Below are 14360 nucleotides of genomic sequence, written 5' to 3' on the forward strand. Positions count from 1 at the left end.
AATAAGTATTATAAAAAAGCTCTGATGCAAACCAGAGCTTTTACATATTATATACACGTTTATACCGTCGCAATTAAATGGCGCTACACGGCACCAATGTCAATAATCCTTTTTAAACCATAGTATTTTTAAATCTCCATCATTTCATAAGCGAAGTAATAATCTGATACTCCGCGTCCTCAAACTGGGCCCTCATCAACTGGGTGGAGAGCTCCAGATCCTTGCGCATAATCGCATCCAGGATATCCTGATGCTGATTGGCGAGTATATACAGATCCTCCCTGAAGCTGCTGACCTTAGCGGCGTCATACAGATCCCAGAATGCGGATAGCAGCTGTTCCAACAGGCTGTTCTCCGTGCTGGAAAACAGAATACGGTGAAACTCCCGGTCATTTTTCTCAAAAGTCTGACCTAGCGTTACCTTTCTTTTCATCTCATTGACCTGCACATTCAGCGCCTGCAGCTGTTCAATGGTTATTTTATTAATGACCTTTGGAAGCGAATAAGTCTCTAAGATCGAACGGATTTCCAATAATTCCAGCAAAAGGGATGGATTCGAGCGTATAAAAATGGACCAGATATTGATAATCTGTGATCCGATGTTGGGCATCTGCGCGTAGCGTCCGCTTCCCTGTCTGGAGACAATCACCCCGCTGGTTTCGTAGACACTCAACGCGTCCCGCAGGACTGCGCGGCTGACGCCCAGCGTATCCATCATTTCTTTTTCTGTCGGCAATTTCTCGCCGGTTTCCACGGATTTTAAAATTAATTCGCAAAGTTTTTCGTTTAAATCAGTTTGCTTAGGCATTTGAATTCACATCGTTCCTTTTTATAAATGTAAGAATCCGGCAATTAATACCAGAGTTTTTTTAATCATAACATCACAAAACAAAAAAATCAAGTGAAAAAAGTGAATTTGTCATACAAATATTGAATAATTTGAATAATAATAATACAAATAATGGACAAATGGATGAACAATAATTTGATAATATTAAAATTAAACTATTAATTACGAAAAAAAGGAAAATATATCCTTTAAAGTAAGAAATGCTGAATAAAAGCGAACAAATAATTTAAATAATGTATGAAAAACAGCCTATTTATACATAGACTATAAAGTATATATAAAAATATATTAATTAATTCGTGGTAAAATATAAAAATATATTGACAAATTTATAATAATAAATATAATTAATATATAAGTCAGACAATTCACGAAATAAACTGCCAAAAGTGTACCGAATGGCGGAAGGAAGAATCTGACGGGAGCATATTAACTATATCTTGTATTTTTAACAAAGGAGGTTTTTGAATCATGAAACAAAGTTGGAAGAAGTTAGTTGCGGTATTACTCACAGTCACCATGCTCGGCGCGCTGGGCGGATGCGGACAGGAAGCAGCGGCCCCCACGGACGGGGACAGTGCAAAAGATGCGCCTAAGACCGAAAGCACGCCGGATGCGGCGGAAAATGACAATGCGGATGCGAAGGCAGGGGAAGAATCCCAGTCGGATTCGATTAAAGTAGGTTATTCCCTGAAAACTGTGCAGGAAGAGCGCTGGCAAAGAGAGCTGGACGGCTGTGAAGCAGCGGCGAAAGACTTGAATGTGGAGCTCATCTACCAGGTGGCAAACGGTGATGCACAGACCCAGGTTTCCCAGATTGAAAACCTGATCACACAGGGAGTGGACGTAATTATGGTAACCGCCGTGGATGCCGGAGCTTTGACCAATATTTTAAATACGGCAAAAGAGGACGGAATCAAAATTCTGGTATATGACCAACAGCTGGAAAATACATACGGGGATGCGTTCGTAGGCTATGACGATTTTACAAACGGGACTCTGATCGCACAGGAACTCAAGAATCTGGATATAAAAGGAAATGTGGTGCTGCTGCATGGAGATAAGTCTTCCGGTATAGAAAAGATCATCGACGGAGAAAAATCCATACTGGATCAGCTGGATGTCGAGATCGTGATGGAGCAGTACTGCCAGAACTGGGGTGCGGAAGCAGCACTGGGCTATGCGCAGAACGCGCTTGCGGAACAAAATAACGATATCGCGGCATTTGTATGCATGAATGACGGGATCGCATCGGGAACGATCCAGGCTCTGGAAGAGGTTGGCATGGATGGCAAAGTGGCAGTTACCGGTATGGATTGTGAACTGACTGCCGTACAGAGGATCGCGAAGGGAACCCAGACCTCCACTCTGTACAAAGACAGTGTTGCCTTGTCGAGAGCAGCGATTGAGACGGCCGTGAAACTGGCGAAGGGGGAAGCTGTCACCACAGAGTCCACCATTAACTTTGGAGTAAATGATATGCCTCATGTAATCGTTAATTCCGCGGTTATTACCAAAGATAATATAGACAGTGAACTGATCGATACCGGCTATTATACGAAAGAAGAAGTATACGCAGAATAGAAACGGTGAATTCAGGAGATTGGCGGAGCCGGCCCGGACCGGCCGGCTCCGGTAATCCCTTCAATTTATCCGGGTCAGGATAAAGGAGGCAGTCTATGGAAGATTATATTTTGCGGATGCAGAATATTACAAAGGAGTTTCCGGGCGTAAAGGCTTTAGACGATGTGACATTCTGCGTAAAACGCGGGGAGATCCATTCTCTGGTCGGGGAAAACGGCGCGGGAAAATCCACACTGATGAAAGTGTTAAGCGGCGTCTACCCGGCCGGTGAATACGAGGGCGAGATGTACGTGAACGGGGAACTCAAAAGCTATTCCTGTATCAAAGACAGTGAGAAGGCCGGTATTTCCATCATCTATCAGGAACTGGGCCTGGTCAGTACCATGACGATCTGCGAAAATATCTTTCTCGGCAATGAGATCACAAAGCATGGCGCGATCGACTGGGATGGAGAAAATGAAAAGTGTATGGAGCTGCTGCAGAAGGTGAAACTGAAGGAAAATCCCGGTACTGTGATAGAGACGCTGGGAACGGGAAAGCAGCAGCTGATCGAAATCGCAAAAGCTCTGAATAAAAACGTCGATATTCTGATCCTGGATGAACCCACTTCATCCCTGACGGAAACCGACAGCAAGAATCTGCTGGAACTTCTCCGGCAGCTGAAACAGTCAGGAATTACCTGCATTTATATTTCCCACAAGCTGAATGAGGTATTGGATATCTCCGATACGGTGACGGTTTTGCGGGATGGGAAAACCATTGTGACGAAACCGATTCAGGAGGTTACGGAAAGCGCCCTGATCTCCTATATGGTGGGCAGAAATATGACGGAGGTCTATCCGGATGCGAAGCATACGCCTAAAGATGTGGTACTGGAAGTAAAAAACTGGACGGTTCCGACTAAAAAAGACCCGGAGCGCTATATCCTGGATCATATCAACCTGCATGTGCGCAAAGGGGAAATCGTGGGAATCGCCGGCCTGATGGGGGCCGGGAGGACAGAATTTGCCATGAGCCTTTTCGGGGCTTTAAGCGAAAAGCCCACGGAAGGGGAATTGTATTTAAACGGCCAAAAGAGAGAGCGGTTTAAGAATCCAAGGGAAGCCATAGACACCGGCGTGATGTATCTGTCGGAGGACCGGAAACGGTACGGCCTGATACTCTCCTCCGATCTGCGGACCAATATCACCCTGTCCAGTCTGAATAAGATCTCCAAAGGCGGAGTGATCAACCTGGATCAGGAAACGGAAAAAGTAACAAAAGGAATACGGGATTTGAATGTAAAAACGCCGTCGATCCTGCAGCTGGCGAAGAACTTAAGCGGCGGCAACCAGCAGAAGGTTGTCATAGTCAAAGCGCTGCTGACGGAACCAGGTGTTTTAATCTTAGATGAGCCGACCAGAGGGATCGACGTAGGCTCCAAATACGAAATATACCAGCTGATGCATCAGCTGGCAGATCAGGGCATCTGTATTATCATGATTTCTTCCGAACTGCCGGAGGTTATTCATATGAGCAATCGGATCTATGTAATGTGCGAGGGCAGGATTACAGGCGAATTCGATACGTCGGAAGTAAAGATTACGCAGGAGGAAATTCTTTATTGTGCCGCAGGAGGGAAGGATTGAGAACATGGAACAAGCGAAAACAAAGAAAAAGTTCGAATTCACCAGCATATACAAATACAGCCTGTTTATAGAAGTGATCATCGTGTTTGTGCTTTTTGGGATTCTGACCGGAGGGACATTTTTATCTACCAGAAACCTGTCCAATCTAATGATGCAGGGGGTCACCTGCTCTATCATAGCCATCACGATGACTCTGGTTATCGTATCCTGTAATGCCGACTTGTCGGCCGGGACCGCCCTGGGCTGTATCGGTACCATTGCGGCTGTTCTCCAGGTCACGAAAGGCTGGGGCACGATCCCTACCTTTTTGGCGGTGATCGCCAGCTGCCTGTTCATCGGGGCCTGGCATGCCTATTGGATCGCGTATAAGAAGCTGCCGGCATTCATCGTAACTCTGGCGACTCAGCTGATCCTGAAAGGGGTAATCCTCCTGATCGGGAACGGGGCTGCCATCGGACCGGTCAGGGACAGCTTCGCCCGGTTTGGCAGCGCCTATCTTCCGAATTTCGGAAAGGAAGGCGGTATTCACATATTAAGCCTGATCATCACATTGGCCGGGTGTGCGCTGTACGTATTTCTGACCGTCAGCAGCGAAAAGAAAAAGATTGCCAGGGGCTTGACCGCTCCGAATTGGAAGCGGAAGATTGCCACCATGGTTTCGGTGCTGGCGCTTACTTTCATTATATCTTCGATTTTTATTTTTTACCGCGGTTTTCCCTATGCCATTATCCTGCTGGTGATATTTACGGCCATCTTCCATTTTGTGGTAAATAATACCATGTTCGGACGATATGTATTTGCCATCGGCGGCAACGTGGAGGCGGCAAAACTGTCGGGTATCAACACCGAACGGGTCGTGATGAAGATCTATATGTTACATACGCTGATCGTGGGCGTGGCCAGCGTTATCTATCTGGGACGCGTGGGTCAGGCTACTGCAACAGCGGGCACCTCCTTTGAATTTACGGCGATTACCGGCTGTGTGGTTGGAGGGACCAGTATATTGGGCGGACGCGGCAATGTGATCGGCGCGGTGATCGGCACGATGCTGATGGCAAGCCTGGACAATGGCATGAGCCTGCTAAACATGGGGCAGAGCAGCCAGTATATTGTGAAGGGGCTTGTATTGATGCTGGCGATCGCCATGGACGTAATTTCCAGAGAAAAGAAGGGATGACAAAATGAGACATATTATAAAAGACATCAAAGTACATCTGGTTTCGATGCCTGTGACGGGCGGATTTTCCGACGCGACCAGAAAGGTGGAGATGATCGGCTATACAATCGTAAGGCTGACGACAGAGGACGGCGTGGAAGGGTTTGGCGTAACTTATCATGAAGTCGGCGGGGAAGCTACCAAGGTACTGATTGAAAAAAATATAGCGCCCAGACTGATCGGGAGGGACCCGTTTGAGACAGAGGTGATCTGGCAGGATCTGTCCCAATATCTGCGGGGGGTAGGCCGAAAAGGCCTGATGTTCTGCGCGCTCAGCGCAGTGGACATAGCGCTCTGGGATCTAAAAGGCAAGCTTTTGGATCTGCCTCTATACCGGTTGTTCGGAGGCAGCCAGACGAAGGTGCCGGTCTATGGAAGCGGCGGATGGACCTCGTACACCGATGAAGAGCTGGTGGAAGAGATGAAGGGGATCGTGGCCAGAGGCTATCAGATGGTAAAATTCAAGGTCGGCTACGACGGAGGAACGAAACCGGCGCGGGATGTGGAACGGGTACGCAAGGTACGGGAGGCTGTAGGACCCGGGATCGGGATCATGCTGGACGCCAACAACTGCTGGGACGCGGCCACAGGAGCCAGGTTCGCCAATATGGTCAAGGAATACGACATCATGTTCCTGGAAGAGCCGGTATGCGCCGACGATATTCCGGGCTTAAAGCGGTATAAGCAGTCCACGGACTTGCCGCTGGCGACAGGAGAACATGAATATACCAAATACGGGGCCAGGGATCTGATCATGAACAACGCGGCGGATATCGTTCAGCTGGACGGCACAAGGGCCGGCGGTTTCACGGAGATGTTAAAGATAGCGGCCCTCACACAGGCCTGGAATTTAAAGTTCGCGCCCCATGCGATGGAGAATATCCATATCCATCTGGTCAGCGCATTTTCCAATGCTCTGTTCTTGGAAAGATTACTGCTGTTTGAAGAGATCACCCGGAATATCTACCGGAATCCTCCGGAACCGGAGAAGGGCTTCATGACCATTCCGGATCTGCCGGGATTGGGACTGAAACTGAATATGGATTTTATCCGGGAGCATGACGAGGAATTCGGCACGGTGTATTACATAGCCAAGGACAGCGTAGGAATAGGATCAGTTTGAATAAAAGGGGACATGTCCAAAACGATGACTACGAAATGAGTCAAGACAAAGAAATAATCCGGATATTGACGATGCAAATGGGAAAGGCGAGGAGGAACGATCATGAAAATGTTGGTTGGAAATGAATTCACGGACGCAAGTGACGGCGGGGTTCTGAATGTGGTAAACCCTGCTACGGGCCAGGTCATTGATACCGTGCCGGCGGCCACTAGGGAGGACGTAAAAAGGGCTGTGGATACGGCGGCAGAAGGGCAGAAAGCCTGGGAAGCCATGACTTTGCGGGAACGTACGAAGCGGCTGAAACGTTTTGCGGAACTGGTAATGGAAAGACGGCTTGAGCTGGGGGAGATGCTGGCGAAGGAATCCGGAAAGCCTTATATGGCGGAAGCGGTATGGGAAGCCGATTCCGTGGCATATGTAATCGAAGGTTCCTGCGAGGTGGCCAAACATTTTTATGGAAAAACCATGCCGTTCGGGACAGAGCCTGGTTATGACCATGATATCCAATTTACGATTCACGAGCCATTGGGTGTCATCGCCTGTATCATCCCCTTTAATTTCCCGCCTGCGATCTGGTCCTTTAAAGTGGGGGCTGCGCTGGCCGCCGGCAATGCGGTAGTGGTAAAGGCTCCTTCTTATAATCCAATGACTATCCTGAAGCTGCACGAAATGCTGGTGGAGGCCGGGGTTCCGGCGGCCGTCGTACAGTGCCTGACCGGAAGCGGCAGCAAGGTGGGAAACTGGCTGACGGAAGATGGAAGAATTGCATCGGTTAACTTCACCGGAAGCACGCAGACCGGTATCCAGATCGCCCGGAACGCGGCGGAACATCTGACCCCTTATCAGTTTGAACTGGGCGGGAACGATCCATTTATCCTGTTCGGGGACGGCGATCTGGCGCTGGCGGTGAAGGAGGCAGCCGATCAGTGCAGGAATAACCGGCAGTGCTGTACCGGGTCCAAACGGTTTATCATACATAACTCCCTTAAGGAAGAATTTATCCGCCGCCTGATAGAAGAGTATCTGTCGAAAGAAGTACAGGGAGATCCCATGGATCCCAGGGTGACCATGGGACCCATGATCAGCGAGAGAGCGGCGCAGGAGGTGGAAAAACAGGTCCGGCTCACCGTTTCCCAGGGCGCCCGGATCGTGTACGGCGGAAAGAGAAACGGGGCGTTTTTTGAGCCGACCATACTGGACGGCGTGACTCCGGATATGGACATCGCCCGGGATATGGAAGTGTTCGGACCGGTCTGGCCGGTGATCGGATTCGATACGGCAGAGGAGGCCATCGAGATCGCCAACAATTCAAACTATGGTTTGGGAGGCGGCCTGTTTTCCAGGGATATCGGTACCTGCATGAAAGCGGCCAAAGCGCTGAAGACCGGACATGTGGCGATCAATGGTTCCGGAAACTTCCGGGCGGCCGAACTTCCCTTCGGCGGAGGAAAGCGTATGAGCGGAAACAGCAGAGAAAGCCTGTCGGCAGTTATGGAAGAGGTGACGCAGAGCAAATCCATTGTACTTCGCTATGTGCTGGAGCCTTGACAGGCCTATACGAGGAACAGGAGATAGAAGCAGTGAAGTTTGGTATCCACTATATTTACTGGCAGAAGGATTTCTCCTGCGTTTCTTATCTGCCCTATGTGAAGAAAGCAAAAGACGCAGGATTCGATGCGTTGGAACTGGGCGACGCCCTTTTCTTCCGGATCTCAGAAAAGGATGTGGCGGAATTGGCGGCTGCGGCCAGGGATGCAGATATCACTCTGGCGCTGGGGCTGGACCCGCCTGCGGGATGCTCGCTTACTTCCGGGGAGGAAGCACACAGAAAAAGAGGGATCGCCTTCTATGAGACAGCTTTTGAACGAATGGAGAAGCTTGGAATCCGGGCTGTTGGCGGAAACATGCTCAATGCCCCATTTACCCCGCCCTATGCGGCGCACCAGAAAAGAGAATGGGAATACGCGAGGGACTCTCTGAAAAAAATCGCTTCCGCGGCGGAGGAATACGGGATGGAGATCCATGTAGAGATCGTGAACCGGTATGAGGGACATATTGTCAATACGGCGGCCCAGGCCAGAAAGCTTTTGGATGAAATCGGGCTGCCCAACGCAAAAATGACCTTAGATTCCTATCATATGAATGTGGAGGAATCCAGTTTTACCAATGCGATCCTGACAGCCGGAAGCCGCTTGGGGCATTTCCATCTGGAAGAAAACCATAGAGGGCTTCTGGGAACCGGACACCTGCCGCTCTATGAGTTCCGGGACGCTTTGCGGCAGATCGGGTATACCGGAATTCTGACTATGGAGTGCCTGGTGCGCGCGGGGGATGAACTGGCGGATGGCTGCAGGATCTGGCGGGACATGACCGGCTGGGCGGATGAGGAGGAACTGGACCGGCAGGCCGGTGAATCCGTCCGGGCGATGAAATATCTGTTCTCAGAAGGAAGACGTTAATAAATCAGAGCATTTTAAGAAAGGAGTAAGGAGATGGCTGCGCTTATCCGGTGCGGGTTCCCTGTATAAATCACTGGGACAAGACGCAGTCCTCCTTAAAGTATAGATATGACAGACAGCAGATATTTGCATCCGGCAGACCAGATCTGCACCATATTGAAACGGATCTATGATAAAGATATGACCACCTTGACGGGAGGAAACCTGTCCATACGGGATGATGACGGCGTAGTCTGGGTCTCGCCCACGAATATTGATAAAAGTGCGCTGACCAGGAACGACATTGTAAAAATATTACCGGACGGAAGCATAGAAGGACGGCATCGTCCCACCTCCGAATACCGGATTCACTGGCAGATTCTGCAGAGGCGCAAAGACTTAAAGGCAGTCCTTCATGCCCATCCGCCGGCTCTGGTGGCCATGAGTGTTCAACATGAGGTGCCGGATACCAGGATGCTGGCCCAGAGTTACCACGCGGTTGGAATTCCCGGTCTGTCGGAATACGGGATGCCGGGGACGCTTGCTTTGGTGGAACATGTGGTCAAAACCTTTGACCAGGGAGTTACGGCTGCTGTTTTGAAAAATCATGGGGTTTTTCTGGGAAGCGGCGTGGACCTGTTTGATGCGTTCCGGAGGTTTGAACAGTTGGATTTTCATGCCAGAATACAGCTCCTATCCGGGATACTTGGTCCGGCGAAGGGGCTTAGCGTTTCGCAGATCGAAGAATTATACCGGAAAGGCCCGAAGCTGTCCGGCTTCTTTGATCGAGACGTGATCAGCAGCCGAGAACTGGAGCTTCGAAGAGAGTTAGCGTGGCTTGTAAAGCGGGGATATGAGAAACGGCTGTTTAACGGCAGCTTTGGCACGATATCTGCCAGAGTGAAGGAGGATGAATTCCTGATCTCACCGGCTGGCAAAGATAATGCGCAGCTGTCGGAACAGGACTTCGTGCTGATGGGGGGAAATACCTGTGAGCAGGGCCAAGAGCCGGACTTGTTTGCGGACTTACACCGGAGGATCTATGAGAGGCATCCGAAGATCCAATCCATCATTATGGCGGCCCCGGTATATGCGGCTGGATATGCGGTTACAGAACGAGAGTATGAGGTGGCTGTGATCCCGGAATCATACGGGGTACTGCGCAGCTGTACCAGAATTCCATTTGACAAGCTGGTGAAAGAGCCGCAGACAGCGGCCGATGTGACAGGGGAAGAAGATCCGTTCTGTATCCTTGATAATCTGGGAATCCTGGTTATGGGGATATCCCCCCTGATGGCGTTTGATAAGCTGGAAGTGGCGGAGAGCACGGCCATGTCGATTCATATGGCGTACATTAGCGGAAAAGAAATGAAGGTCATGACAGATGAGATGAAAAAGGAACAGGACCAGCAGGAATGAGCCGGTGGTTAAGCGGAAAGGAAAGAAGGAGGTAAGGATATGCGTCGTGGAATAAAAATTATTATGGGATCTGATATAGCGGCATATGATCTCATGCAGGAAGTCCTGGAGATATTAAGAAAAAAAGGTTATGAGGTGGAGGATGCGGGAACCTCAGGACCGGACAGCGGAGATTTTTCCGATGCGGCCAGGGAAGTGTGCACACGGATTCAGAACAATGAATTTAAGCGGGGAATCCTTATGTGCGGGACAGGAATCGGGATCTGTATTGCCGCCAACAAATTTAAAGGTATTCGGGCAGGGCTGGCATATGATGTGTTTCCGGCCGGGCTGGCCAGCGCGGATAACGGGACCAATGTGCTGTGTACCGGAGCCTGGATGCAGGAATCGGCAGAGCATTGCGCGAGGATGATCGAGACCTGGCTGCTGGTACAGTATACGGGCAGGGACACGGAAGGGATGGAGCGGGCTGCGTTCATCGAGGCGAACTGTTAACCTAAGAAACGTGGGCGGCCGGCAATGAAAACCCGCGGATAATGAGAGGATGTGTTGTTATGAGTGAAAAATTAAGAGTGATTATCGGCTGTGACGGCAGCGGATATCCGTTGAAAAAGGAGATTGTAAAAGCGCTGCAGGAGGATGGCTATGAGGTACGGGATGTGGGCAGTTTCCAGGACGCCCAAGGGTATTATCTGGATGCGGCGGAACCGGTATGCAAAGCGGTGCAGGCGGGCGAGTATGACCGGGGAATCCTGGTCTGCGGGACAGGGCAGGGAATGAATGTGTCCGCAAATAAATTCAGCGGCATCCGTTCTGCGATCTGCTATGACGTATTCGCGGCCAAGATGTCGAGAGCCGATAACAACGCCAATGTACTGTGCACCGGAGCGTGGCTGGTGAAGCCGGAGGATGGGGTTCAGATGGTACGGGTCTGGCTGACGTCGGATTATTATGATACAAACATCTATGGTTTAAAACAGGTGGAAGAATTCGAAAAAGCCATGAAGGCCGGCGAATAGCGGGAAACAGCGGGAGGAAAAATGACAGGTAAAAACTATTTGGCAATGGATTTCGGAGCCAGTACCGGCCGGGGAATTGTGGGAAGCTTTGACGGAAAAAGACTTACGCTTAGAGAAGTACACCGGTTCCAAAATTATTTCGTACCGGTCGGAGGAAATTATTACTGGGATGCGTTCCGCCTGTTTCATGAGATTCTGCTTGCGGTCACAAAGGCCGGTCATGCGGAGGGGACTGCCGGATTATACAGCATCGGTATCGATACCTGGGGTACCGATTACGGCCTTCTGGATGAGAACGGCCAGCTGCTGGGAAACTGCCGGTGTATGCGGGGGGCGGATGGAACCTATGTGGAAATGGTGAACCGGGAAGCTTCACCGGAATATTTATTTGAGCGCACGGGCATACAGACGATCTACGGAAATACGCTGTTTCAGATCTATGAGCGGGTGCATTGCCAGGACCCGGCTATCCGGGAGGCGAAGCATCTGCTGATGCTGCCGGACCTTCTGGCCTATTTCCTCACCGGTGAGAAACACCACGAATACACGATGGCCACTACTTCCATGATGTATCATCCGCTGCAAAGAGACTGGGACCGGGAGCTGTTAAGGAAGCTTAAGCTGCCGGATCATATTTTCTCGGATATCCTGATGCCGGCGCAGACGAGCTTTCCCCTTCTTCCGCAGATACTTAAGGAGTGCGATGCGAGGGAGCTTAGATATGTTCCGGTGGGCACCCATGATACGGCATCCGCGGTGGCGGCGGTCCCTTTGCGGCAGCGGGAAGCATTCTGTTCAAGCGGGACCTGGTCCCTGCTGGGTGTGGAGACGAAGCAGCCGGTCCTTACAAGGGAAGTATATGAAGCAAATTTTTCCAACGAGGGAACTGTGGACGGCGGTATCCGGCTGTTGAAGAATATCATGGGCATGTGGATTGTGCAGCAGTTCATGAAGGAGTGGGAACAGGAAGGCCAGGCGCTTTCCTGGGATGAAGTGGTCGGTCAGGCTTCCCGGATAGAAGCGTTCCGCTCTTTTATCGCTGTGGAGGATCCCGTGTTTTACCAGGCGGGACATATGATTCAAAGAGTCCAGGAATACTGCAGAAAGACGAATCAGCCGGTTCCGGTGAGCGTGGGAGAACTGTCCAGATGTGTCTATGAAAGCCTGGCCATGCAGTATCGGAAAACCTTTGAAACGCTGGAGCATATTCTTGGTTACCGGCTGGAGGCACTGCGGATCGTGGGAGGCGGCTGCCGGAATAAGATGCTGAATCAGTTTGCGGCCAATGCCCTGAAACGGCCTGTGTATGCAGGGCCCGTGGAATGCGCCTGCGTGGGTAATATCCTGGTGCAGGCCATGGAGAATGGAGAGATCGGCTCCTTTGGCCAGCTCAGGGAAGCTGCGGCGGATTCTTTTCCTGTCGAGACGTATGAACCGGCCGACATGGACCTGTGGGATGAGGGATATGAAAAATATAAGGCAGTCATGAGAGCGGGCGCGGCCTGTAAGGATTATTCGGACTAGGAGAAATGAAACGCGAATAAAGCGCGGATCATGCACGAAAAAAACATATAAAACGCGAATGAATACGACTGGAGGGTTAGGAAAATGAAGATGTTGATAGATGGTGAATGGGTGGATTCTTCCAGCCATGAGACAATTCCGGTCCTGAATCCCTATACGGGAGAAGTTCTGGATCAGGTGCCGGCGGCTGCCAGAGAGGATGTAGACCGGGCTATCGAAAGCGCGGTAAAAGGGCAGAAAAAATGGAACCGGCTGAAAATTAGGGACCGGGCAGAAATATTGAGGGCATATCTGGAGCTGTTAAAGAGAGAGCGGGACGGACTGGCCAGATTATTGACACTGGAAACCGGGAAACCCATTTTTGATTCCTATGGAGAGATCGATTCGGTTTCTATGACCTTTGAAAGCTCGATCGAAATCGTAAAGCACCATTATGGGAAGACAATGCCGATGGGGATCGAAGGGGGATATGACGATGATCTGCAGATTACGGTACACGAGCCTTTGGGTGTTATTGCCTGCATAGTCCCGTTTAACTTTCCGGCGGCGCTGTGGGCATTTAAAGCAGGCCCGGCGCTTATGGCGGGGAATGCGATCGTAGTCAAACCGGCCACGTCCAATCCGTTGACTGTGCTAAAGCTCATGGGACTGCTGGTGGAAGCCGGGGTGACTCCGGAAGCGGTACAATGTATCACAGGACAGGGCAGCAAGGTAGGAAACTGGATCTGCAAAAATCCCGCGCTGGCGCAGGTGAATGTGACCGGAGGTGTCCGGGCGGGGATCGAAATTGCGAAGCAGGCGGCGGAACATCTGACCTCCTACAAATTCGAGCTGGGCGGCAATGATCCTCTGATTATCTGCAAAGACTGTGATATGGATCTGGCGGTGAACGAGGCCGGAGATAAGACCAGAAACGCAGGCCAGTGCTGTTCCGGGGCCAAACGGTTTATCGTACATAACTCGATCAAAGAAGAATTCGTTACCCGTCTGATCGAAGAACGGCTGAAGACTGTGAAAACCGGGGATCTTCTGGATATAAACACGGATTTTGGCGTTCTGATCAGCGAAGAAGCAGCCAAAGAAGTGGAAAAACAGGTCGCCCTTACCGTAGAACAGGGAGCGAGGCTGGTCTACGGAGGACATCGGAAGGGAGCGTTTTATGAACCTACCGTGCTGATGAATGTAACTCCTGATATGGACATTGCAAAAGATATGGAGGTGTTCGGGCCGGTCTATCCGATTATCGGGTTCGACACGCTGGAAGAAGCCATCGATATCGCGGAGCGTTCCCACTATGGCTTAAGTGCGGGAGTGATTACCGAGAATTTTCAGGATGCGATGACCGTGGCGGGCGCGCTGAGGTCCGGTATGGTAGCGGTCAATGGCTCCGGCGGCTTCCGGGCGCAGGAACTGCCTTTTGGAGGCGGCAAGAAAATGAGTGGAAACAGCCGGGAATGTATTTCCAGCGTGTTAGAAGAAGTGACCCAGGAGAAATCCATTATTTTCCGGTATGCGATGAAAAAATTCCATGCTTATGAGCAGAAGGCGGAAGACTGACG

12 protein-coding genes are annotated in these 14360 nt (G+C 50.6%); 11 read left to right on the forward strand and 1 reads right to left on the reverse strand.

Going from position 1 to position 14360, the window contains the following annotated elements:
• Positions 1-139 precede the first annotated feature (139 nt).
• Positions 140-808: a FadR/GntR family transcriptional regulator gene (locus KTH89_RS12340; protein WP_158342468.1), complete on the reverse strand. Its 669-nt coding sequence runs from the start codon at positions 806-808 to the stop codon at positions 140-142.
• A 513-nt stretch (positions 809-1321) separates the two neighbouring features.
• Between KTH89_RS12340 and KTH89_RS12345 the strand changes: the two genes are divergently transcribed.
• The 11 genes from KTH89_RS12345 (at position 1322) to KTH89_RS12395 (ending at position 14358) form a co-directional block, all read left to right on the forward strand.
• A complete protein-coding gene (locus KTH89_RS12345; protein ID WP_238721919.1) occupies positions 1322-2434 on the forward strand; it encodes a substrate-binding domain-containing protein in 1113 nt (370 codons plus the stop codon).
• Between the two features lie 95 nt (positions 2435-2529).
• Entirely contained in the window at positions 2530-4062 is a 1533-nt protein-coding gene (locus tag KTH89_RS12350; RefSeq protein WP_238721920.1) for a sugar ABC transporter ATP-binding protein, read from the forward strand.
• 4 nt (positions 4063-4066) lie between these two features.
• Positions 4067-5239, forward strand: a complete 1173-nt coding sequence (locus KTH89_RS12355; RefSeq protein ID WP_158342465.1) for a sugar ABC transporter permease — start codon at positions 4067-4069, stop codon at positions 5237-5239.
• A 4-nt stretch (positions 5240-5243) separates the two neighbouring features.
• A complete protein-coding gene (locus KTH89_RS12360) occupies positions 5244-6401 on the forward strand; it encodes a mandelate racemase/muconate lactonizing enzyme family protein (protein WP_238721921.1) in 1158 nt (385 codons plus the stop codon).
• Positions 6402-6503: 102 nt separating this feature from the next.
• Positions 6504-7949, forward strand: coding sequence for an aldehyde dehydrogenase family protein (locus KTH89_RS12365; protein WP_238721922.1), 1446 nt, complete (start codon positions 6504-6506; stop codon positions 7947-7949).
• 32 nt (positions 7950-7981) lie between these two features.
• Positions 7982-8860, forward strand: a complete 879-nt coding sequence (locus KTH89_RS12370; RefSeq protein WP_238721923.1) for a sugar phosphate isomerase/epimerase family protein — start codon at positions 7982-7984, stop codon at positions 8858-8860.
• Between the two features lie 108 nt (positions 8861-8968).
• Positions 8969-10258 (forward strand): class II aldolase/adducin family protein, encoded by a 1290-nt coding sequence (locus KTH89_RS12375; RefSeq protein ID WP_238721924.1) that lies wholly within the window; start codon positions 8969-8971, stop codon positions 10256-10258.
• A gap of 39 nt (positions 10259-10297) precedes the next feature.
• The gene (locus KTH89_RS12380) at positions 10298-10753 is read left to right on the forward strand and encodes an RpiB/LacA/LacB family sugar-phosphate isomerase (protein WP_158342460.1); all 456 of its coding nucleotides are present in this window, start codon (positions 10298-10300) and stop codon (positions 10751-10753) included.
• A gap of 59 nt (positions 10754-10812) precedes the next feature.
• Complete coding sequence (locus KTH89_RS12385) at positions 10813-11277, forward strand: RpiB/LacA/LacB family sugar-phosphate isomerase (RefSeq protein ID WP_238721925.1); 465 nt, start codon at positions 10813-10815, stop codon at positions 11275-11277.
• Between the two features lie 21 nt (positions 11278-11298).
• The gene (locus KTH89_RS12390; RefSeq protein ID WP_238721926.1) at positions 11299-12801 is read left to right on the forward strand and encodes a rhamnulokinase; all 1503 of its coding nucleotides are present in this window, start codon (positions 11299-11301) and stop codon (positions 12799-12801) included.
• Between the two features lie 84 nt (positions 12802-12885).
• A complete protein-coding gene (locus tag KTH89_RS12395; protein WP_238721927.1) occupies positions 12886-14358 on the forward strand; it encodes an aldehyde dehydrogenase family protein in 1473 nt (490 codons plus the stop codon).
• The last annotated feature ends 2 nt before the right edge of the window (positions 14359-14360 follow it).

Origin of the sequence: Diplocloster agilis (assembly GCF_019042275.1) — a bacterium.
Lineage (GTDB): Bacteria > Bacillota > Clostridia > Lachnospirales > Lachnospiraceae > Diplocloster > Diplocloster agilis.